General features: G+C 69.0%; 21 protein-coding genes. 7 read left to right on the forward strand and 14 right to left on the reverse strand.

Annotated features, from left to right (window positions below; genetic code table 11):
* Nucleotides 1-55 precede the first annotated feature (55 nt).
* Nucleotides 56-682: a TetR/AcrR family transcriptional regulator gene (locus R0232_RS14700; RefSeq protein ID WP_209540631.1), complete on the forward strand. Its 627-nt coding sequence runs from the start codon at nt 56-58 to the stop codon at nt 680-682.
* Here R0232_RS14700 and R0232_RS14705 read toward each other — a convergent pair.
* The 5 genes from R0232_RS14705 to R0232_RS14725 form a co-directional block, all read right to left on the reverse strand.
* A complete protein-coding gene (locus R0232_RS14705; protein ID WP_431512557.1) occupies nt 679-1,827 on the reverse strand; it encodes an ABC transporter permease in 1,149 nt (382 codons plus the stop codon). The genes R0232_RS14700 and R0232_RS14705 overlap by 4 nt on opposite strands.
* Nucleotides 1,827-3,011: an ABC transporter permease gene (locus R0232_RS14710; RefSeq protein WP_431512558.1), complete on the reverse strand. Its 1,185-nt coding sequence runs from the start codon at nt 3,009-3,011 to the stop codon at nt 1,827-1,829. The genes R0232_RS14705 and R0232_RS14710 overlap by 1 nt, the downstream gene beginning before the upstream one ends.
* Nucleotides 3,012-3,014: 3 nt before the next feature.
* The gene (locus R0232_RS14715; protein ID WP_431512559.1) at nt 3,015-4,001 is read right to left on the reverse strand and encodes an HlyD family secretion protein; all 987 of its coding nucleotides are present in this window, start codon (nt 3,999-4,001) and stop codon (nt 3,015-3,017) included.
* Nucleotides 4,002-5,441, reverse strand: a complete 1,440-nt coding sequence (locus R0232_RS14720; protein ID WP_431512560.1) for a TolC family protein — start codon at nt 5,439-5,441, stop codon at nt 4,002-4,004. It lies immediately after the preceding gene.
* A gap of 173 nt (nt 5,442-5,614) precedes the next feature.
* Entirely contained in the window at nt 5,615-8,119 is a 2,505-nt protein-coding gene (locus R0232_RS14725) for a sodium-translocating pyrophosphatase (protein ID WP_093342400.1), read from the reverse strand.
* Nucleotides 8,120-8,383: 264 nt separating this feature from the next.
* Here R0232_RS14725 and ppa point away from each other — a divergent pair, with 264 nt between their 5' ends.
* Nucleotides 8,384-8,911 carry an inorganic diphosphatase gene (gene ppa, locus R0232_RS14730; protein WP_208509953.1) on the forward strand — a complete coding sequence of 176 codons (528 nt, stop codon included), beginning with the start codon at nt 8,384-8,386 and terminating at the stop codon, nt 8,909-8,911.
* Nucleotides 8,912-8,941: 30 nt separating this feature from the next.
* Here ppa and R0232_RS14735 read toward each other — a convergent pair whose 3' ends face one another.
* The 3 genes from R0232_RS14735 to R0232_RS14745 all read right to left on the reverse strand — a co-directional run bounded on the left by R0232_RS14735 (nt 8,942) and on the right by R0232_RS14745 (nt 11,735).
* Nucleotides 8,942-9,610 (reverse strand): lysozyme inhibitor LprI family protein, encoded by a 669-nt coding sequence (locus tag R0232_RS14735; RefSeq protein WP_431512561.1) that lies wholly within the window; start codon nt 9,608-9,610, stop codon nt 8,942-8,944.
* A 121-nt stretch (nt 9,611-9,731) separates the two neighbouring features.
* Entirely contained in the window at nt 9,732-10,484 is a 753-nt protein-coding gene (locus R0232_RS14740; protein WP_296798273.1) for a hypothetical protein, read from the reverse strand.
* Between the two features lie 84 nt (nt 10,485-10,568).
* Nucleotides 10,569-11,735, reverse strand: coding sequence for a GNAT family N-acetyltransferase (locus R0232_RS14745; RefSeq protein WP_431512562.1), 1,167 nt, complete (start codon nt 11,733-11,735; stop codon nt 10,569-10,571).
* Nucleotides 11,736-11,754: 19 nt separating this feature from the next.
* On the opposite strand from R0232_RS14745, the gene R0232_RS14750 reads away from it, so the two are divergent.
* Both R0232_RS14750 and R0232_RS14755 read left to right on the forward strand, forming a co-directional pair.
* Nucleotides 11,755-13,446 carry an NAD+ synthase gene (locus R0232_RS14750; protein WP_431512563.1) on the forward strand — a complete coding sequence of 564 codons (1,692 nt, stop codon included), beginning with the start codon at nt 11,755-11,757 and terminating at the stop codon, nt 13,444-13,446.
* On the forward strand, nt 13,443-13,781 hold the full coding sequence (locus R0232_RS14755; protein WP_013540975.1) for a P-II family nitrogen regulator: 339 nt from the start codon (nt 13,443-13,445) through the stop codon (nt 13,779-13,781). Before R0232_RS14750 ends, R0232_RS14755 begins: the two co-directional genes overlap by 4 nt.
* Nucleotides 13,782-13,825: 44 nt before the next feature.
* Here the strand turns inward: R0232_RS14755 and R0232_RS14760 are convergent, their stop codons facing one another.
* The 6 genes from R0232_RS14760 to R0232_RS14785 all read right to left on the reverse strand — a co-directional run bounded on the left by R0232_RS14760 (nt 13,826) and on the right by R0232_RS14785 (nt 17,484).
* Nucleotides 13,826-14,416, reverse strand: coding sequence for a TIGR00730 family Rossman fold protein (locus R0232_RS14760; RefSeq protein ID WP_093341403.1), 591 nt, complete (start codon nt 14,414-14,416; stop codon nt 13,826-13,828).
* Between the two features lie 31 nt (nt 14,417-14,447).
* Complete coding sequence (locus R0232_RS14765) at nt 14,448-14,855, reverse strand: diacylglycerol kinase (protein ID WP_057592491.1); 408 nt, start codon at nt 14,853-14,855, stop codon at nt 14,448-14,450.
* Nucleotides 14,852-15,430 (reverse strand): RDD family protein, encoded by a 579-nt coding sequence (locus tag R0232_RS14770; protein WP_431512564.1) that lies wholly within the window; start codon nt 15,428-15,430, stop codon nt 14,852-14,854. The genes R0232_RS14765 and R0232_RS14770 overlap by 4 nt, the downstream gene beginning before the upstream one ends.
* A 12-nt stretch (nt 15,431-15,442) precedes the next feature.
* On the reverse strand, nt 15,443-16,384 hold the full coding sequence (locus R0232_RS14775) for a DUF3106 domain-containing protein (RefSeq protein WP_431512565.1): 942 nt from the start codon (nt 16,382-16,384) through the stop codon (nt 15,443-15,445).
* 105 nt (nt 16,385-16,489) lie between these two features.
* A complete protein-coding gene (locus tag R0232_RS14780) occupies nt 16,490-16,921 on the reverse strand; it encodes a DUF3619 family protein (RefSeq protein WP_208511880.1) in 432 nt (143 codons plus the stop codon).
* A complete protein-coding gene (locus R0232_RS14785) occupies nt 16,918-17,484 on the reverse strand; it encodes an RNA polymerase sigma factor (RefSeq protein WP_208511881.1) in 567 nt (188 codons plus the stop codon). The genes R0232_RS14780 and R0232_RS14785 overlap by 4 nt, the downstream gene beginning before the upstream one ends.
* Before the next feature lie 296 nt (nt 17,485-17,780).
* On the opposite strand from R0232_RS14785, the gene R0232_RS14790 reads away from it, so the two are divergent.
* The 3 genes from R0232_RS14790 to ilvC all read left to right on the forward strand — a co-directional run bounded on the left by R0232_RS14790 (nt 17,781) and on the right by ilvC (nt 21,361).
* The gene (locus tag R0232_RS14790) at nt 17,781-19,565 is read left to right on the forward strand and encodes an acetolactate synthase 3 catalytic subunit (RefSeq protein ID WP_296789226.1); all 1,785 of its coding nucleotides are present in this window, start codon (nt 17,781-17,783) and stop codon (nt 19,563-19,565) included.
* Nucleotides 19,566-19,706: 141 nt separating this feature from the next.
* Nucleotides 19,707-20,198, forward strand: coding sequence for an acetolactate synthase small subunit (gene ilvN / locus R0232_RS14795; protein WP_012747479.1), 492 nt, complete (start codon nt 19,707-19,709; stop codon nt 20,196-20,198).
* A gap of 146 nt (nt 20,199-20,344) precedes the next feature.
* The gene (ilvC, locus tag R0232_RS14800) at nt 20,345-21,361 is read left to right on the forward strand and encodes a ketol-acid reductoisomerase (protein WP_296789229.1); all 1,017 of its coding nucleotides are present in this window, start codon (nt 20,345-20,347) and stop codon (nt 21,359-21,361) included.
* The last annotated feature ends 128 nt before the right edge of the window (nt 21,362-21,489 follow it).

Below are 21,489 nucleotides of genomic sequence, written 5' to 3' on the forward strand. Positions count from 1 at the left end.
TGCCTCCGGGTGCTTGGTACTGTCAAGTACCAGGGCGTAGGAAAATGTTCCATTCATGAGTGCCGTCACCGACAACACCTCCCAGACTCCGGTCGAATCGCGCAACGAGCACTACCACCGGCTGCTCGAGGGCATGGCCCGCGCGGTGGCCGCCAAGGGCTACGCCGACACCACCATCGCCGACATCGTGCGCGAGGCCGCGGTGTCGCGCCGCACTTTCTACGAGCACTTCGCGACCAAGACCGAATGCCTGATCGCGCTCTACGAGGCGGCCAGCCACCTGGCGTTGCAGGCGGTCAGCGAGGCCTTCGATCCGGTGCAGCCCTGGCATGCGCAGGTGGAGCGCGCGATCACGGCCTATTTCGACTACCTCGCGCAGGACCCGGTGCTGCTGCGCACGCTGTTCGTCGAGATCCTCGGCCTGGGCATGCCGGGGCTGGTGGCGCGGCGCCGGGTCAATGACGAGATCGCGAACTTCATCCAGGCCGCGATCAACAGCAGCGGCACGACCGGCCCGGGCCCGCAGGCGCACCTGACGAGCGAGATGGCGATGACGGTGGTCGGCGGCATCAACGAGCTGGTGCTGCAGGCCATCGAGCAGGAGCGCGCGGGCGACCTGCGCGAGCTGGTCGCGCCGGCCACGCGGCTGGTGCGCGCGGTGGCGGCGGAGAGCCAGCGCTAGGCGGGTGCCGCGCGCCGCGGCGTCGCCGCGAGCCACAGCGTCAGCAGGCCGGCGAGCAGCAGGGCCAGCAGCACGCCCAGGTGCGGCAGCACGTCGTGCAGCGGCGCGCCCATCTGGTTGAGCCGCAGCGAGGCCTGGATGCCGGCCGTGCTCGGGAACAGCCAGCGCAGGGCCTGCAGCGGCGCGGGCAGGGCCTCGACCGGCCACGAGAAGCCCGACAGAAAAGCCATCGGCAGGGCCGTGAACAGCAGCACCTGCAGCGCCCGTTCGCGGTCGCGGAACCAGCAGCCCAGCAGCAGGCCCAGCGTGCAGATCGCGGGCACGTAGAAGGCCAGCAGCACCAGCGCGCCGAAGGGGTTGCCGCCGCGCGGATAGTCCTGCAGGAAGAACACCCAGCCGAAATAGAAGATGCCGCTGAGCACGCCGAAGCCCGACAGCGCCGCCAGCCGGCCCAGCCAGGCGCTCATCGAGGCGCGCAGCCGCCGCGCCTCGGCCCAGGTGCCGGCCAGCATGGCGGTGCCCATCAGCAGCGTCTGCTGCAGGATCAGCAGCGCCACCGCCGGCACCACGTAGCTGCCGTAGCCCTCGGTGGGGTTGAACAGCGCCACCAGTTGCGTGACCAGCGGGCTGCGGCTGCGCGCGGCCTGCACGGCGCTCTGGCCGCCGGCCTGCAGCTTGCGGATCTCGACGCCGGCCGAGACCGTGCCCACCGCCTCCGAGAAGCCGTAGAGCACCGCCTTGTTGAGCAGCGCATAGGCGCCGTTGCCCTCGATGCTCACCACCGCCGGCAGTCCGCGCAACACGCTGCGCTTGAGATCGGCCGGCAGCAGCGCATAGCCCTCGATCTCGCCGCGCCACAGGGCCTGCTGCGCCTCGTGCACGTCGGCCGTGACCAGGCGCACGTCCAGCCGCGGATTGGCCATCGCGAAGCGTGCGATCTGGCGCGACAGCCCGGTGTGGTCCTGGTCGACCACCGCCACCGGCACCCGGGTCACGGCCTGCGAGCCGTAGGGCCAGGGGTAGAAGAAGCCGTAGATGATCGGCGCCAGCAGCATGATCAGCAGCACGCCCTTGTCGCGCAGAACGGCCAGCGCGGTGTCGCTCCAGGCGGCGCCGAAGCGGGCGAGGGCGCGCTGCCGGTCCATCAGCGGCCGCCCCACGAATCGGGCGCGCGTGCGGCGCGGCCCAGCGCGGTGGCCGTCGCGGCCAGCAGCACGGCGCTGCCCAGCACCATCCACAGCGGCGTCGCGGCCGAATAGGCCAGCGGCGCGCCCATCTGCAACTGCTCCATCTGCACGCGGATGTAGTGGGTGTAGGGCAGCAGCGCGGCCCACAGCTGCGCCAGCGCGGGCATGGCCACCAGCGGGAAGCCCACGCCGCCGAACGCGAAGGCCGGCGCGGTGATGAAGCCGGTGGCCGACAGCGCGGTGCGCAGCGAGCGCGTGAGTGCCGCCACGAAGCCGCCGAGCGCGATCGACAGCGCGAGGAACACCACCAGCGCGAACAGCGTCCAGCCGAGCGAGCCCACCGGGTGCCAGCCGCGCCCGGCCGTGATCCACAGCATGGCGGCGATGCCGACCAGCGACAGGCTCGCGAACGGCAGCGCGAGCTTGCCCGCGAGCGCGGCCAGCGCCTCGTGCCAGCGCGGCGCGGCGCCGAGCCAGCCGCCGATGCTGCGGTCGCGCAGCTCGCGGCCCACGGCCCAGGCGCCGGCAGTCATCGCGAGGATGTGCAGCAGCGCCGGGATCAGCGCGGCGCCGAGGAACTGCTCGTAGTCGCCCGAGGTGTTGAAGAGCGCGACGGTGCTGGCCTTCAGCGGCTCCATGGTCGCGCGCGCGGCGATCATCGATTCGCCGCGCTTGTTGCGCACCGCGAGCTCGACCCCGCCCGAGACCGTGGCGACCACGGTGCGCACGTCGCGCTGGATCAGGCTCGAATGGGTGCCGAGCTGGGCGTTGTGCAGCAGCACGACCTGGCCCGTGCGGCCCTGCTTGACCTCGCGGTCGAGATCGCGCGGCAGCTGCACCGCGGCATCGACCGCGCCGCTGGTGAGTGCGCGCGCCATCGCGCCTTCGTCGTCGAAGCGCTGCACCACGCGCAGGCCCGGCGTGGCATCGAGGAAACGCACGATCTGGCGCGACAGCGCCGAGCGGTCCTGGTCGAGCACGCCGATCGGCAACCGCTCGGGCAGGCCGGCCGAGAAGATCCACCAGATCAAGAGCACCGCGAGCAGCGGCACCCAGGTGATCATCGCGAGGTCCCAGGGCCGCGTGCGCAGCAGCGCGAACTCGCGCCGTGCGCTGGCGGAGGAGAAGCCGCGAAGGCTCATGTTCTAGTCGACCAGCACGCTCATGCCGGGCCGCGCACCCTCGATCGGCTGCAGCGGCCGCGCGCGGACCTCGAAGGTGCGCACGTCGAAGCCGGCGCCGCCGCGGGTGGCGCGCCAGGTCGCGAAGTCGGGCAGCACGCCGCTGTAGTAGACCTTGAAGCGCGCCGTGCGCCGGTCCTCGGCCAGCGCGGGCAGGCGGGCCTCGAACTCGCTGCCCATCGCGAAGCGCGGCAGCCGGTCCTCGCGCACGTTGAGCACCACCCACTGGTCGGCCAGGTCGACCACCGTGACCACCGCCACGCCCTGCGGCGAGAGTTCGCCGACCTTGGCCAGCACCTTGGCCACCTCGCCGGCCACCGGGCTGCGCAGCTCGGTCTCGGCCCTGGCGGCCTCGGCTTCCGCGACCACGCCGGCCACCTGGCGCGCCTGCGCGCTGGCCGCGGCCTGGTCCTCGGGGCGTGCGCCGGCACGTGCCATGTCGTACTGCGCCCTGGCGGCGATCGCCGCGTCGCGCGAGGCCTTCCAGTTGGCCTCGGCCTCGTCGCGCTTCTGGTCGGCCACCAGGCCTTCGCGCGCGAGGCCGTCGACGCGGCGGAACGAGGTCTGCGCGAGCTGGGCCGCGGTCTCGGCGCGCTGCCACTGCATGCGCGCCATCTCGATCTCCTGCGGCCGCGCGCCGTTCTGCGCCTTCTGGGCCACGGCCTGCGCGGCCTGCTCGGCGGCGGTGGCCTGCGCGAGCTTGGCGCGCACCTCGGGGCTGTCCATGCGCACCAGCACCGCGCCGGCCTGGATGCGGTCGCCTTCCTTCACCAGCACCTCGGCCACGCGCGCCGTCACCTTGCCGGCCACGTCGGTCTCGCGCGCCTCCATCTGGCCCTGGAACACCTCGGGCGCGGGCCGCGAGGCGCGCCAGAAGCCCCAGGCCAGCAGCGCCAGCACGAGCAGCGCGGCCAGGATCGCGATCAGTTTGCGGGTCTTGGCACTCATCATTCAGTTCACCTTCACGTCGGCACGCGCGATGTAGTCGGAAAAGCGGTCGGACAGGCCCGCGCTCTCGAGCAGCTGGGCCAGCGCCTGCACGTACTCGTTGGCGGCCTGCGCGCGCTCGGTCAGCACCTTGGCCTGGTTGGTCTCGGCATCGATCAGGTCGAGCGTGGTGCTGGTGCCTTCGCGCAGGCCCGAGGTGCGCAGCTTCAGCACCTCGCGCGCCAGTTCCACCGAGGCCTGCATCTCGAGGTACTGGCGGCGCGCGTTGTCGAGCGCGCGCCAGTTGCGTTCCACCAGCAGCGAGATGTCGCTGCGCGCCTGCGCGCCGGTGCGTTCGGCCTGCTCGACCTGCTTTTGCGACGCGGCCGAGAGCGCATCGCGGTCGACCGAGTCGTACAAGGTCCAACGCACGCCCAGGCCCGCGACCCAATCGGCATTGCCGCTCTTGAGCTGGCGCGTGCCGAAGGCGATCACCTGCGGGCGCCGCAGCGCTTCCTCGCCCTCGTGCAGCTGTTCGGCCTGCGACTTCTTGGCCGCGACCTTCTCGAGGCCGGGATGGCGGTTGAGCGCCGAATCGATGAACCAGCCCAGCGGCTCGATCGGCGCGCTGATCACGAACAACGGCGTCTGCGGCGCCACGCGGCCCTCGGCGCGCACCGTGCGCGCCAGCGCCACGGCCGCGAGCGCGGCGTCGTTCTCGGCCTTGCGCGCGTTGCGCCGCGCCTCCTCGTAGGCCGCGCTGGCCTGCAGCCGTTCGACGCGCGAGATCACGCCGGCCGCGAGCATCTTCTGCGCCGCCGCGTCGTGCTGCGCGATGGTGCGCTCGGCCTGCGCGCGCAACTGCGCCGCGCGCTGCGCGAGCTGGGCGCCGAAGTAGCGCTGCACCAGCAGCGTGTCGACCTCGTGGCTGGCCTGTTCGGCATCGGCCTCGGCCTCGCGCGTCTGCGCCGACACGAAGCCGCGCACCGCATCGGTGGCGCCGCCCAGGTAGATCGGCCAGACCGCCGACACCGAGGCGTTGGAGCCGGTGTCGTGCCGGTTCAAGGTGTAGCTGTTGGGCAGTTGCGGGATCGGCACGCGCGCGATGAAGCTCTGGATCGAGGGCGGCAGCGCCTGTCCGATCTGGCCGAGCTTCTGGTTGAGCGGATCGAGGTCGAGGTTCAGGTTGGCGTTGTACGCATAGGCCAAGCCCGACACGCTGACCACCGGGCCGCCGAGCCGCTTGAGGCCATCGCTCTGCAACTGCTTGGCCTCGACCGCGGCGCGCGCGGCGGCCAGCTTGTCGGAGCGGTCGAGCATGCGGGCACGCGCGGCATCGAAGCTCATCGCGGTGGCATCGTCGGCTGGCGCGGGGGCCTGCGCGAAGGCCGCGCCGCCGGTGGCCGCGAGCAGCAACGGGGCCAGGGCCTGGAGGAGGGCGTTGCGAAGGTGAAGGTGTGTCATCGGATTCGAAATGCCTTGCGCGCAAGCGTAGCGGGCCGGCGCGGCCCGGTCACGCGAAACGTGGCGCGCGCACCTCGCTTCGATGGCGGGTGTTCCCGAAGGCGCAAGAAAAACGGGGCGACGCCGATGCAGCGTCGCCCCGTGCGGAATGGCGTTTCAGTCGGGCGCGAGCCTCAGGACTTCACTTTCACCTCGACGCGCCGCGCTTCGCCCGCGGGGCCGTCGGCCTGGGTCTGCTCGGGCTTGGCGAGCTCGATCTTGTCCTCGGGCGCGCCCGCGGCCTTGAGCGCATCGCCGACCGCCATCGCGCGCTGCTTGGCGAGCTCGGCGTTCTTCGCGGCGTCGCCGGTGGCGTCGTGGTAGCCGCTCACCAGCACCGTGTTGCCGCTCTGCACCGCCTTGATCACGTCGGCCAGCGCTTCCCTGGCATTGGGTGCGACCTCGGCGCTGCCGGTGGCGAAGTAGAACTTGACCACGCCGTTCTCGACCTTGACCGCGGCGGCTTCGGCCGCGGTCACCGCGCCCGAGGCCACGGCGCCGGCCGGCGTGCTGACCGCGGCCGGTGCCGTGGCGGCCACCGGTGCCGGGGGCGGCACGGCCGCCGTCGCATCGCCGGCATGGAACTTCACCACCAGCGGCACGATGAGCAGCGCCACGATGTTGATGATCTTGATCAGCGGGTTCACGGCCGGGCCGGCCGTGTCCTTGTAGGGATCGCCCACGGTGTCGCCGGTGACGGCGGCCTTGTGCGTCTCGCTGCCCTTGCCGCCGAAGTGGCCGTCCTCGATGTACTTCTTGGCGTTGTCCCAGGCACCGCCGCCGGTGCACATGGAGATGGCGACGAACAGGCCCGTGACGATGGTGCCCATCAGCAGGCCGCCCAGAGCCTTCGGTCCGAGCAGCAGGCCGACCACGATCGGCACCAGCACCGGCAGCAGCGAGGGGATCATCATCTCCTTGATGGCCGCGCCGGTCAGCATGCTCACGGCCTTGCCGTACTCGGGCTTGGCGGTGCCTTCCATGATGCCGGGGATGTCGCGGAACTGCCGGCGCACTTCCTCGACCACCGAGCCCGCGGCGCGGCCCACGGCTTCCATCGCCATCGCGCCGAACAGGTAGGGGATCAGGCCGCCGATGAACAGGCCGACGATCACCATCGGGTCGCTGAGGTTGAACGTGATGTTCAGGCCGAAGCTCTCGAGCTTGTGCGTGTAGTCGGCGAACAGCACCAGCGCCGCGAGGCCGGCCGAGCCGATGGCGTAGCCCTTGGTCACGGCCTTGGTGGTGTTGCCCACCGCGTCCAGCGGGTCGGTGATGTCGCGCACGCTCGCGGGCAGCTCGCTCATCTCGGCGATGCCGCCGGCGTTGTCGGTGATGGGGCCGTAGGCGTCCAGCGCCACCACGATGCCGGCCATGCTGAGCATGGAGGTCGCGGCCACCGCGATGCCGAACAGGCCGGCCAGCGCGTACGAGGCCAGGATGGCGATGCACACGAAGATCACGGGCCAGGCCGTCGAACGCATCGACACGCCGAGGCCCGCGATGATGTTGGTGCCGTGGCCCGTGGTGGAGGCCTGCGCGATGTGCTGCACCGGCTTGTACTGCGTGCCCGTGTAGTACTCGGTGATCCACACCAGCGCCGCCGTCAGCGCCAGGCCCACGAAGCAGGCGCCGAACAGCTTGAGCTGGCTGCCGCTGGCCGCGATCGCGTTGTCGGGGATGAGCCAGCTGGTGACGAACCAGAACGCGATCAGCGACAGGATGCCCGCCACCGCCAGGCCCTTGTAGAGCGCCGGCATCACGTTGGTCATGCCCGGCGAGGCCTTGACGAAGAAGCAGCCGATGATCGACGCGATGATCGACACGCCGCCCAGCGCCAGCGGATAGAGCACCGCGTTGACCGGCGCCGCCGTGACCATCAGCGCACCGAGCACCATGGTGGCGATCAGCGTCACCGCGTAGGTCTCGAACAGGTCGGCCGCCATGCCGGCGCAGTCGCCGACGTTGTCGCCCACGTTGTCGGCGATCACCGCGGGGTTGCGCGGATCGTCCTCGGGGATGCCGGCCTCGACCTTGCCCACCAGGTCGGCGCCGACGTCGGCGCCCTTGGTGAAGATGCCGCCGCCCAGCCGCGCGAAGATCGAGATCAGCGAGGAGCCGAAGGCGAAGCCGATCAGCGGATTGAGCAGCGCCGCCAGCGCATGGTTGCCGCTCGGCAGGCCTCTGGAGGCCAGGAACCAGTAGAAGATCGACACGCCCAGCAGGCCCAGCCCGACCACCAGCATGCCGGTGATGGCGCCGCCGCGGAAGGCCACGTCGAGCGCCGGCCCGATGCCTTGGGTGGCGGCCTGCGCGGTGCGCACGTTGGCGCGCACCGAGACGTTCATGCCGATGAAGCCGCAGGCGCCCGAGAGCACCGCGCCGACCACGAAGCCGACCGCGGTCGTGAGGTCGAGGAAGAGGGCGATCAGGATCGCGAGCACCACGCCCACGATGGCGATGGTGCGGTACTGCTTGGCCAGGTAGGCCGCCGCGCCCTGCTGGATCGCCGCCGCGATCTCCTGCATGCGCGCGTTGCCCGCGTCCTTGGCGAGGATCCAACTTCGGGCCCAGATGCCGTAGGCCACGGCCACGAGGCCGCAGACGATGGCGAGGATGAGGGGGGTGTTGCCATTCATGCGTTGCTTCTCCATTCGTTCGTTGTGACGTGGAGACGGAAAGCGCGAGGATCCGTTGCGTGCAACGCGCGGGAGTCGAGATTTCCGCCGCGTTGCTTCCTCGAAGCTCGCTGCATCCCGGGGAGCCGGGGTGCGGAGCCGATTGGCCAACGGCTGCAATTTACAGGCAAAAACGAAATCGCGTGCGACGGGTCCGTGACACGGAAAGTAAACTTCGGGTTTGTCCGCATCCCTCTCATACTTTTCAACTACTCGAAAAACGTCATGTCCTTCGACAAAGTCTCCCCCGGCAAGAACGTCCCCGATGCCTTCAACGTCGTGATCGAAATCCCGATGAATGCCGACCCGATCAAGTACGAGGTCGACAAGGAATCGGGCGCGATCTTCGTCGACCGCTTCATGACCACGGCCATGTACTACCCGGCCAACTACGGCTACGTGCCGCAGACGCTGTCGGGCGACGGCGACCCGGTCGACGTGCTGGTGATCGCGCCGTACCCGCTGCTGCCGGGCGTGGTCGTGCCCTGCCGCCCGCTGGGCATCCTGATGATGGAAGACGAAGCCGGCGTGGACGGCAAGGTGCTGGCCGTGCCGACCGACAAGGTGCTGCCGATCTACAGCCACTGGAAATCGGTGGACGACGTGAACCCGATGCGCCTGAAGGCCATCAGCCACTTCTTCGAGCACTACAAGGACCTCGAGGCCGGCAAGTGGGTCAAGGTGCTGGGCTGGGAAGGCATCGACGCCGCCCGCAAGGAAGTCCTCGACGGTATCGCCGCCTACAAGAAGTGATCGGGCGGGGCGTGTCGGTCGCCCGGGCAGTCACTCCTGCTCGAACGGCGACCGGCGCGCATCGCGCACGAAGGTGCCGGCCGTCGACGGGCTCGCGCATTCCGCGGCGCCCGCGGGCGTGTCGGTCACCACGATGCGGTCGGTGCTGAATTGCAGGGTGCGGGTGCAACGCCCGCCGAACGGCACCACCAGCCGCTGCCGCTCGTCGAGCCGGCCGCCGCCCTGCAGCAGCATGTTGCCGCGCGCATCGGGGCAGACGTAGAGCTCGATGTCGAGCGCGCCGTCGTTCGACGGCGTCACGTCCAGGAAACGCCCGTCCTTCGGACAGCGGCCCTCCACGTAGCGGCCGGTCCAGTGCAGCAGCGGCTCCACCAGATAGCGGATGCGCCGCTCGTAGTCTTCCCGCAGGCATTTCACGTCGGCCTTGCAGTGCCGGTTGCGCACCGCGAGCCAGTCGCGCTGGTCGCGCCTCAGGTAGGTGGCCCATTGGCCCGCATCGGGTATCGCGAGCTGCTTGCGATAGAGGTCGGCCATGCTCTCGTCCTGCAGCGAGAGCGCGGGCGTGGCGCAGATGGTCTTCTCGGTGGGGTTCGAGGCCTTGGCGCAGTCGAAGCTGGCGCCATGGGCCGGGACGCAGGCGAGGGCCGCGAGGCCCAGGGCCAGCGCCCAGGGGAAGAGGGGGCGGATCGATGCGGGCATGCGGTGCTCTCCTGTGCGCCGGGCTTGCGCGATGGCCGCATGCTCGTTCCCGCGCCGGCCGCTGTCGATCTGCCGAACGGCAGGGCCGGCTATGCCCTTGGTCGGGGCCTCGGGCTCGACCTCAGCCGCGGGCCGCGTCGCCGGCCAGCCGCATCCATTCGCGGTTGACCGAGCGGGCGTGCGAATTCCAGTGGCGCGCGGCCTGCTGGAGCTCGTCCCACTGGCGCTGCGCGGCGGCGCTGTCGCCCTGCTGCGCGAGCCAGGCCACGTAGCGCGCACGCGCCTCGACGGTGTTGTAGAGGCTCAGGGTCGATTCGAAGGCCTGGCGCGCTTCGTCGTGGCGGCCCTCGGCGGCCAGGGCGCGGGCCACCAGCAGCGCGACCTCGTCCTTGCGGTAGTCGTCGCGGGTCGAGCGCAGGCTTTGCAGCGCCTGCATCGCTTCGCCGCCCGCGCCGGGACCGCCCGCGGCCAGCAGTGCGCTCGCGAGGCCGAACTGCAGCTCGGGATCGGAGGCCAGCGGGCCCTTGAGCGCATCGCGGTAATGCCCGACCGCCTCGCCGGCCTGGCCGCGGTCGAGCGCGGCCTTGGCGAGACGCAGCTTGTTCTGCGCCGTCGGCGCGAGGTCGTAGGCCTGCTCGGCCGCGCGGTATTCGCGCTCGGGATCGATGAAGCCGATGGCCGCGCTCGCGACCTTGCCCGCGGTGCGCTGCATGCGCGAGGCGGGCAGGTACTCGACCACGAAGTAGACGATGCTGCCCAGCAGCGGAAAGCTGAACAGGATCAAGAGCCAGTACATCTGCTTGCCGTGGCGCATCGCGTGCACCGCGAAGAACAGCGCGATCAGGATGTGCAGACCCAGGCCGACGAATGGCATGACTTTTCCCCTTGTTGTTGGCGATCTGCCGGGGTTTATAGCAGCCGTGTTTGGCCGTGGCCTGACGCGGGCCCGCCGTCGCGCTCAGGCGGCCTTGAACGGGCTGCGCTCGCCGAGGTGGTCCATGTAGTTCTCGATGCCTTCGCCCTCGCGCTCGAGGAAGCGCTCGACCGCGTCGGCGAAGGCCGGATGCGCGAGCCAGTGGGCGCTGGTGGTCTTCACGGGCATCAGGGCGCGCGCCATCTTGTGCTCGCCCTGCGCGCCACCCTCGAAGCGCTGCACGCCGTGCGCGATGCACCAGGCCAGCGGCTGGTAGTAGCAGGCCTCGAAGTGCAGGCAGTCGACGCGCTCGACCGCGCCCCAGTAGCGGCCGTAGGCCACGAGCGGGCTGCCGGTGCTCTCGTCGGTGGCCAGTGCGATCAGGCTGGCGGCGATCGGCTTGCCCTCGCGCTCGGCGATGAACAGCAGCCAGGCCTCGGGCAGCGTGTCGGCCATGCGATGGAAGAAGTCGCGCGTGAGGTAGGGCGGGTTGCCGTGCTCGCGGTAGGTGCGCGCATAGCAGCGGTAGAAGAAGTCCCAATCGGCGCGCGAGATGTCGGCCCCGCGCGACCAGCGGAAGCGCACGCCGGCATCGGCGACCTTGCGGCGCTCCTGGCGGATCTTCTTGCGCTTGTCGTGCGAGAGGCTCGCGAGGAAGGCCTCGAAGTCCGCGTAGCCGGGCGCCGGGTTCTGCCAATGGAACTGCACCGTGTGCCGCAGCATAAGCCCGGCCTCGGTGCAGGCCTCGATGTCGGCCGCGGCACCGAACAGCAGGTGCAGCGATGAGAGCTCGCTCTCCTTGCACCAGGCCACCAGCGCCTGGGCCAGCAGCGCGCGCCCGGCCGCGTCGCGCGCGAGCAGCCGCGCGCCGGGCACGGGCGTGAACGGCACCGCGACCGTCGCCTTCGGGTAGTAGGCCAGGCCGTGCTGCTGGTAGGCGTTGGCCCAGGCCCAGTCGAACACGTACTCGCCATAGGAATGGTCCTTGACGTAGACCGGGCAGGCGGCCTCAAGCGTGTCGCCGCGCCAGAGGGTGAAGAACTGGGCCGTCCAGCCGCTCTCGGGCGTGGCGCTGCCGCTCTCGTGCAGCGCGGCCAGGTACTCGTGGCGCATGAAGGGCGAGGGTTCGGCCTGCGCGGCGAGCAGCGCGTTCCAGGCCTGCGGGCTCACGTCCGACGGCGACGCGACAACCCGAATGACATAATCGTTCAAGCCTGTTTCTTCCTTCCGTATGACGCTCAAGCTCGCCATCGCGCAACTCAATTTCGTGGTGGGCGATCTCCCCGGCAATGCCCGAAAAATCGTGGCGGCCGCGCGCGAGGCCCATGCCCAGGGCGCTCGCCTTCTGCTGACGCCCGAACTCTCGATCGCCGGCTATGCGGCCGAGGACCTGTTCCTGCGGCCCGCCTTCACCGAAGCTTGCGATGATGCCGTGAAAGGCATCGCCGCCGCTCTGGCCGACCTCAAAGACATGGTCGTGGTGGTGGGGCATCCGAGCGGCGGCAGCCTGCGCGGGCGCTCCGTGTCGGTGCAGCTGCGCCACAACGCGGCCAGCGTGCTCAAGGAAGGCCGCATCCTCCAGACCTACGCCAAGCGCGAGCTGCCCAACTACCAGGTGTTCGACGAGCGCCGCTACTTCGCGCCGGGGCAGGGCACCTGCGTGTTCGAGGCCGGCGGCGTGTCGGTCGGGCTGCTGATCTGCGAGGATGCCTGGTTCGACGCGCCGGCCGAGCTGGCACGCGCCGCCGGCGCCGAGGTGCTGGCTGTCATCAATGCCTCGCCCTACCACGTGGGCAAGGAGGGCGAGCGCGTGGCGCGCATGGCCGATCGCGCGCGCGCCGTGGGGCTGCCGCTGGTCTATGCCCACCTCGTGGGCGGGCAGGACGAGGTGGTGTTCGACGGCGCCTCCTTCGCGCTGCAGGCCGATGGCGCGCTCGCCATGCAGGCGCCGGGCTTCGAGGAGAAGCTGGTGCTGGCCGAGCTCGAGCGTGCACCGTCGCAGGGCGTGCGCTTCCTGCCCGAGCCCATCGCCGCGCCGCGCGACGCCGAGGCCCAGCTCTGGGATGCGCTGGTGCTCGGCGTGCGCGACTACGTCGGCAAGAACGGTTTTCCGGGCGCGATCCTCGGGTTGTCGGGCGGCATCGATTCGGCGCTGGTGCTCGCGATCGCGGTCGACGCGCTCGGCAAGGACAAGGTGCGCGCGGTGATGATGCCCTCGCCCTACACGGCCGACATCAGCTGGATCGATGCGCGCGACATGGCGGGTCGCCTGGGCGTGCGCTACGACGAGATCTCGATCCGGCACACCTTCGAGTCGTTCAAGGCGGCGCTGGCCCCCGATTTCGCGGGCCGGGCCGAGGACACGGCCGAAGAGAACATCCAGGCCCGCATCCGCGGCACGCTGCTGATGGGGTTGTCGAACAAGTTCGGCTCGATCGTTCTCACCACGGGCAACAAGAGCGAGATGGCCACCGGCTACTGCACGCTCTACGGCGACATGGCGGGCGGCTTCGCGGTCATCAAGGACCTGCTGAAGACGACAGTGTTCGCGCTCGCGCGTTGGCGCAATGCCCACGATCCCTACGGTACCGGCACCGAGCCGATCCCCGAGCGCATCATCACGCGGCCCCCGAGCGCCGAGCTGCGGCCCGACCAGACCGACCAGGACAGCCTGCCGCCCTACGACATCCTCGACGCGATCCTGGCACGCTACATGCAGGACGACGAGGGCATCGACGAGATCATCGCCGCGGGCTACGACCGCGCGGTGGTCGAGCGGGTGGCACGGCTCATCAAGATCAACGAATACAAGCGGCGCCAGGCGCCGGTAGGCATCCGGGTGACGCACCGCAGTTTTGGCAAGGATTGGCGTTACCCTATCACCAGCAAATTCAACGAAACCGCCGGAGCACGCAAACCATGAAGCAGATCACCGCCATCGTCAAACCCTTCAAGCTCGAGGACGTACGCGAGGCCCTGGCCGAAGTGGGCGTCACCGGACTCACCGTGACCGAGGTCAAGGGCTTCGGCCGCCAGAAGGGCCACACCGAGCTGTACCGCGGCGCCGAGTACGTGGTCGACTTCCTGCCGAAGATGAAGGTCGAAGTCGTCGTCAACGAGGGCGACGTCGAGCGCTGCATCGAGGCCATCGTGAACTCGGCGCGCACCGGCAAGATCGGCGACGGCAAGATCTTCGTCACGGCCGTCGAGCGCATCGTGCGCATCCGTACCGGCGAAGAGAACGAGAACGCGGTCTGAGCTGAACCGCAGGGGCCGGCGCTCGCCGGCCTTTCACCAGAGGCTCAGAGGTTCTCGGCCAGCCGGTCGTCGCGCGGATGGCGCGGCACCTCGGCACGCAGGGCCGCGAGCAGCGGCTCGGCTTCGGTGCCGGTGCGCACCAGGCTCATCTGCCAGTCGCCCATCAGGCCGTCGCGCACGCTCTGGCCGAGGAAGTCGAGCAGCTTGTCGTAGTAGCCGGCGCTGTTGAGGATGCCGACCGGCTTGTCGTGGTAGCCGAGCTGGCGCCAGGTCCAGATCTCGAACAGCTCCTCGAAGGTGCCGATGCCGCCGGCCATGGCCAGGAAGGCGTCGGCGCGCTCGCCCATCATCGCCTTGCGCTCGTGCATGGTGTCGACCACGTGCAGCTCGTCGCACAGCGGGTTGGCCAGTTCCTTGTCGACCAGTGCCTTGGGGATGATGCCGACCACGCGTCCGCCCGCGGCGCGCGTGGCCTCGGCCACGGTGCCCATCAGGCCGGTGCGGCCGCCGCCGTAGACCAGCTGGCCGCGCTGCTGGCCGATCCAGCGGCCGACCGCCGTGGCGGCTTCAGTGAACTCGGGACGCTCGCCGGGGCGCGAGCCGCAATACACGCAAATCGAAAATTCAGGGGTCATCCCCCGATCATGCCTCGCGCGGCGGGCCCGCTCATGACACGAAGCGCGTCCACAGGGCGGCGGCCCAGATGCAGGTGCACAGCGAGAGCGACAGCAGCACCGCGGCGCTGCCCATGTCCTTGGCGCGCTTGGAGAGGTCGTGCCATTCGGGGCCGATGCGGTCGATGGCCGCTTCCACCGCCGTGTTGAGCAGCTCCACGATCATCACCAGCACCGCGCTGCCCGCGAGCAGGGCGATTTCGACCCAGCTGCGGCCGAGCCAGAAGGCGGCGGGGATCATGACCATCGACAGGATGGCTTCCTGCCGGAAGGCCGGCTCGCCCCAGCCGGCGCGCAGGCCGTGCAGCGAGATCAGCGTGGCGTGCCAGACGCGATCGAAGCCCTTGCGGGCCTTCTGCGGATTGACGGCGGGATCGGGAAGTTCGGGCAGGGCGCTCATCGGCGGCTCATGGGCTTGGAGGTGATGAGCCGGGTGCCGGCCCAGGCGTCATGCCAGAACTGGCGTTGCGGATGGAAGCGTGCCAGCAGGGCCCAGATGGCCACCCAGCCGAAGACGAGCACCGTGACTTCGGGACCCGACAGCTTGAAGGGCGCGACGGCGGCGAGCGGCGGCAGGAACCAGATCCAGCTCAGCAAATAGCGCGCGAGCGCGCGGCGCTGGCTGACCGGGTGGCCGTGCGCGTCGACGATGCGGATGTTCCAGGTCTTCATCGCGAGCGTCTGGCCCTTGGCCCAGAACCAGACGAAATAGACGCCGAACACCACGAAGAGGAAGCCCTGGAACAGGTGGCGCCGCGAATCCATGGCGTCGCGCATCTGGCCCAGCGTGCTGAAGAGCCAGCCCGAAACGAACACCACCGCGAACAGCAGCATGCCTTCGTAGAGCCAGCAGGCCATGCGGCGCCAGAGTCCCGGAACCGGGTCCTGTGCCGTGGAAGAAGAAACGTCAGACGCAGGAGGGACGAGCGAAGCAGGCGAATCCGACTCCGAAACCTCGGAAGAGCTGGAAACCATCGAGACCTTGGGTCAGGGGGCGGCCGAGGGTTGCTCGAGCGTGCGCCCCGCAGAAGTGGAAGACGGTGTGGAGGATACCGAAGTCGACGGGCCGGACGATGAAGAGTACGGAGACGGCACCTGGGCTTCTGCCGGCACCGGCTGGGGCGTGAAGGTGGCGGGGGCCGCGGCCGAGGGCGTCGCCGGGGTGACGGTGGCCGCAGCCGTGCCGGACGATGCGGCTGGCGGAGTCGTGACGACGGCCGCCGCGGGCACGATGGCCGGCGTCGCGGGCGCCATCGGCGGCGCGAGCTGGATGCGGGGCGTGTGCTGCCCGGGCGGCGTGACCGTGGGCACGGCCACGAGCTTTTGGGACGACACCGGCCGTACCGGGATGGCGGCGCCCTTGGGCTTGGCCGGCGCACGCTCGGCGAGCTTGCGCTTCTCTTCTTCGCTCAGCGCCTGGTACTGCTCCCACTTGGCCTTGCGCTCGTCGGCCGGCACGCGCTTGACCTCGGCGAAGTTCAGGCGCGCCTGGACGCGCTGCTGGTTGCTGAGCGCGGCCCACTCGATCATGCGGCTGCGCAGCGTGATCTGGTCTTCTGCCGGCAGCGAGGCGTAGTTGCGCGACAGCGCGAGCCACTTGCGCTTCTGGCCGACGTTGAGGGTGTTCCAGTGCGGCGCCAGCGGTTGCAGGGCCTGCTGCTGCTCGGCGGTGAGCTCGGCCCACAGCGGCTTGGTGAGGGTGGGCGGCTTGGCGGCCGCGGACGCGGCCATGGTGCCGGTCGGCGCGGCCTTGGGCGTCTCCGCGCGAACGGCTTCCGAGCGAGCGGGCGTGGTCTGCGCGGCCGCGATCGTCAGTCCCAGTGCCGCGGCGGCCACGGTGCCGGCCCCGGCGAGACGAGCCGCCACGCCTTGCGACCACGAGCGCGAGGAGCGGGGCGAAATCGCGGGGGGCAGGGTGCGGCGTGGCATTCGGATGATCGGTCGGATGGAGGCTTCGGACAGGCGGGAAGGTCTAGGCGGCAGACGGGAGCGGCGAAGCCGGGCGCGGGGCTGGGAGGGCGGGTGAGGCCCTCGTCAGTCGGAGGCGCCGTCGGACTTGAGGAACTGCGCGAAGCCCGGGTCGGTGTAGGCCGCTGGCGGCAGGTCGCCGGTGAGCAGCGCGGAATCGACCTCGGCCAGCTCGCTGGCGCGGTCCTCGTCCTGCATCACGCTGATGGTGATCAGGCCGGCCACCAGGGCCACGAGCGGCACCACGGTGCCGATGCGCGTCCACCAGCCCCAGCCACCACCGCCGCCCAATGCGGCGGTGTTGCCCGCCTGCACCACGGCGGGCGCGGCGCGCAGCTGCGGGGCCTGCTTGCGCTGGGCCACGGCTTGCGCGCGCGCCACGCGCAGGCGTTCGCCGATGTCGTGCGGCAACGCCTGGTTGCCGGCGGACAGGCGCGCGGCCACGCGTTGACCGAATTCGTTTTCGGCGACGGAAGAAAGAGGAACCTTAGTGTTCATAGCGAAATTCCCTTGGCTTTGAGCGCCTTGCTCAGAGCGTGGACGGCGCGCGAGCAGTGGGTTTTGACGCTGCCCTCGGAGCAGCCCATTGCGGCGGCCGTCTCTGCGACGTCCATTTCTTCCCAGTAACGCATCAGGAAAGCCTCGCGTTGACGGCCCGGCAATGCCGCGATCTGTTCTTCGATCTCATGCAGGACCTGTGCCCGGCGCGTGGTGTCCTCGGCGCTCTCGGTTTCTCTGGAGTCGGTCGGCGAGGCGAAGTTCTCGAGCAGATCGAAATCGCCGTCGTCGTCGGTGGCCTCGAAATCGCTGAGGTTCGAGAACAGGGCGCGGCGGGTCTTCTGGCGGCGGAACCAGTCGAGCGTGCAGTTCGACAGGATGCGCTGGAACAGCATCGGCAGCTCGGCGGCCGGCTTGTCGCCGTAGTGCTGGGCCAGCTTCATCATGCTGTCCTGCACGATGTCGAGCGCCGCTTCCTCGTCTCGCACGTGATAGACCGACCGCTTGAAAGCGCGGCGTTCGACGCTTTTCAGGAAATCGGAGAGTTCTTGTTCGGTGGCCAAGCGTGAGAGGGGCGCCGGGCGCCGCGTGGGAATGGATGTCGGGCGGGAATGCCTCGTTGTTGGCCGCGAATTATGCCCGCCGCTCCTGACGAATCGTGTTGCGGGGCGATACGGGCTCGGCGGAACGCCGCGTCGGTGTCATAATCGCGGTCGCAAGTCAAAAGGCAAACGGGTCACGGTCCGGCGGAACAATCAGTCCGCTCATGGCTTTGGCCTCAAGTCCTGGCGCGGCCCCACAAGGGTTGGCAAGGGGCACCCAAGGTTTTTCGTTCCCGAAAAAACTCCAAAGGTTGATCATGGAAATCTCGAAGGCGGAACTCGCTTCCGCAGCAGCCGCGTCCTCCGGCGCCGGCAATCACACGCAAGAACTCATGGGCGCCGAAGTGCTGGTCAAGGCACTGCAGGCCGAAGGCGTCCAGTACGTCTGGGGCTACCCCGGTGGCGCGGTTCTCTACATCTACGACGCGTTCTACAAGCAGGACACCATCCAGCACGTGCTGGTGCGCCACGAGCAGGCAGCGGTCCACGCGGCCGACGGCTATGCGCGCGCCACCGGCGAGGTGGGCGTGGCGCTGGTCACCTCGGGCCCGGGCCTGACGAACGCGGTCACGGGCATTGCGACGGCCTACATGGACTCGATCCCGATGGTGATCATCTCGGGCCAGGTCCCCACGGCGGCGATCGGCCTGGATGCCTTCCAGGAATGCGACACCGTCGGCATCACGCGCCCGATCGTCAAGCACAACTTCCTCGTCAAGGATCCGAAGGACCTGGCGATGACGATGAAGAAGGCCTTCCACATCGCACGCAGCGGCCGTCCGGGCCCCGTGGTGGTTGACGTGCCCAAGGACGTCTCGTTCAAGAAGGTGGCCTATGCCGGCTATCCCGAGAAGATCGAGATGCGCTCGTACAACCCGGTGCGCAAGGGCCACGGCGGCCAGATCCGCAAGGCGCTGCAGCTGCTGCTCAACGCCAAGCGCCCCTACATCTACACCGGCGGCGGCGTGCTGCTGGGCAATGCCACCAACGAGCTGCGCACGCTGGTCGACATGCTCGGCTACCCGGTCACCAACACGCTGATGGGCCTGGGCGCCTATCCGGCGAGCGACCGCAAGTTCCTCGGCATGCTCGGCATGCACGGCACCATCGAAGCCAACAACGCGATGCAGAACTGCGACGTGCTGCTGGCCGTGGGCGCGCGCTTCGACGACCGCGTGATCGGCAACCCCAAGCACTTCGCGCAGAACGAACGCAAGATCATCCACGTCGACATCGACCCGTCGAGCATCTCCAAGCGCGTGAAGGTCGACATCCCGATCGTGGGCGACGTCAAGGACGTGCTCACCGAACTGATCTCGATGATCCGCGAGAGCACGACCAAGCCCGATGCCGGCGCGCTCGCCAACTGGTGGACCACCATCGAAGGCTGGCGCTCGCGCGACTGCCTCAAGTACGACCGTGGCAACAAGGACGTGATCAAGCCGCAGTTCGTCGTCGAGACGCTGTGGAACATGACCAAGGACGCCGACGCGTACATCACGTCCGACGTCGGCCAGCACCAGATGTGGGCCGCGCAGTACTACCGCTTCGACGAGCCGCGCCGCTGGATCAACTCCGGCGGCCTGGGCACCATGGGCGTGGGCATTCCCTACGCCATGGGCATCAAGCTCGCGAAGCCGGAGTCGGAAGTCTTCACCATCACGGGCGAAGGCTCGGTGCAGATGTGCATCCAGGAACTGTCGACCTGCCTGCAGTACAACACGCCGATCAAGATCTGTTCGCTGAACAACCGCTACCTCGGCATGGTGCGCCAGTGGCAGGAGATCGAGTACTCCGGCCGCTACAGCCACAGCTACATGGATGCGCTGCCCAACTTCGTGAAGCTCGCCGAGGCCTATGGCCACGTCGGCATGCTGATCGAGCGGCCGCAGGACGTGGAGCCCGCGCTGCGCGAAGCGCGCAAGCTCAAGGACCGCACCGTGTTCATGGATTTCCGCACCGACCCCACCGAGAACGTGTTCCCGATGGTCAAGGCCGGAATGGGCATCACCGAGATGCTGCTGGGGTCCGAGGATCTCTGATCCCTCGGCCTGTTTTCGACCGTTCGTTCTCAACCTTTCACTGACGAATCTATTGCCCGCCGAGCCCGCGCATTACCGTGCGCGGGGGAGGGCGGCGAAAGCGAAAGCTTCCGCGCTGGCGAAAAGAGGAGTCACGCACACATGAAACACATCATTGCCGTTCTGCTGGAAAACGAGCCCGGTGCTCTTTCCCGCGTGGTGGGCCTGTTCTCGGCCCGTGGCTACAACATCGAGTCGCTGACCGTCGCGCCCACCGAGGATGCGAGCCTGTCGCGCATGACCATTGTCACCGCCGGTTCGGACGACGTGATCGAGCAGATCACCAAGCACCTGAACCGCCTGATCGAGGTGGTCAAGGTGGTCGACCTGACCGAAGGCGCCTATACCGAGCGCGAGCTCATGATGGTGAAGGTGCGCGCGGTCGGCAAGGAGCGCGAGGAGATGATGCGCATGGCCGAGATCTTCCGCGGCCGCATCATCGACGTCACTGACAAGAGCTACACCATCGAGCTTACCGGCGACCATGGCAAGAACGACGCCTTCCTCGAGGCGATCGATCGCAGCGCCATCCTTGAGACCGTGCGCACCGGCGCCAGCGGCATCGGCCGCGGCGAACGCATCCTGCGGGTCTGACCCGATGAAAACGGAGCTCGGTCGCTGCCCGTTCGGGCCGAGCTTGTCGAAGCCTCCGCGCGAGCGGGGACTGCATTGAGCCCTTCGACAGGCTCAGGACGAACGGCACAACACACTGCAACTCGCATATCTATCTGGAGAACATCATGAAGGTTTATTACGACAAGGACGCGGACCTGAGCCTGATCAAGGGCAAGACGGTGGCCATCATCGGTTACGGCTCGCAAGGCCACGCGCACGCGCAGAACCTCAACGACAGCGGCGTCAAGGTCGTGGTCGGCCTGCGCAAGGGCGGCGCTTCGTGGGACAAGGTCGGCAAGGCCGGCCTCCAGGTCGCCGAAGTGGCCGATGCCGTGAAGTCCGCCGATGTCGTCATGATCCTGCTGCCCGACGAGCAGATCGCCAACGTCTACAAGAACGACGTGGCGCCGAACATCAAGGAAGGCGCTTCGCTGGTCTTCGCACACGGCTTCAACGTGCACTACGGTTTCGTGCAGCCGCGCGCCGACCTCGACGTGTGGATGGTCGCTCCCAAGGCCCCGGGCCACACCGTGCGCAGCACCTACACCCAAGGCGGCGGCGTGCCCCACCTGGTGGCCGTGCACCAGGACAAGAGCGGCAAGGCGCGTGACCTCGCGCTGAGCTACGCCACCGCCAACGGCGGCGGCAAGGCCGGCATCATCGAGACCAACTTCCGCGAAGAAACCGAGACCGACCTGTTCGGCGAACAAGCGGTTCTGTGCGGCGGCACGGTCGAGCTGATCAAGGCCGGTTTCGAAACGCTGGTGGAAGCCGGCTACGCGCCCGAAATGGCGTACTTCGAATGCCTGCACGAACTGAAGCTGATCGTCGACCTGATCTATGAAGGCGGCATCGCCAACATGAACTACTCGATCTCGAACAACGCCGAATACGGCGAGTACGTCACGGGCCCGCGCATCGTGACCGACGAGACCAAGAAGATCATGAAGCAGGTGCTCAAGGACATCCAGACCGGCGAATACGCCAAGAGCTTCGTGCTCGAAGCCGCTGCCGGCCAGCCCACGCTGATCAGCCGCCGTCGCCTGGGTGCAGAGCACCAGATCGAAGTGGTTGGCGAAAAGCTGCGCGCGATGATGCCCTGGATCAAGAAGAACAAGCTGGTCGACCAGACCCGCAACTGATCTCCCGGCGAGCAGGGCGCTCCGGCGCCCGATTCCCCCCAAGGGCCACCCTCGCGGTGGCCCTTTTGCTTGGAGGGCGGGCGTGCCCCTGAACTACACTCCCGGGGATGCGATCCAGTGACCGAATT

This window comes from Variovorax sp. DAIF25 (assembly GCF_050711835.1).
In the GTDB taxonomy this organism is placed as follows: Bacteria; Pseudomonadota; Gammaproteobacteria; order Burkholderiales; family Burkholderiaceae_C; genus Variovorax.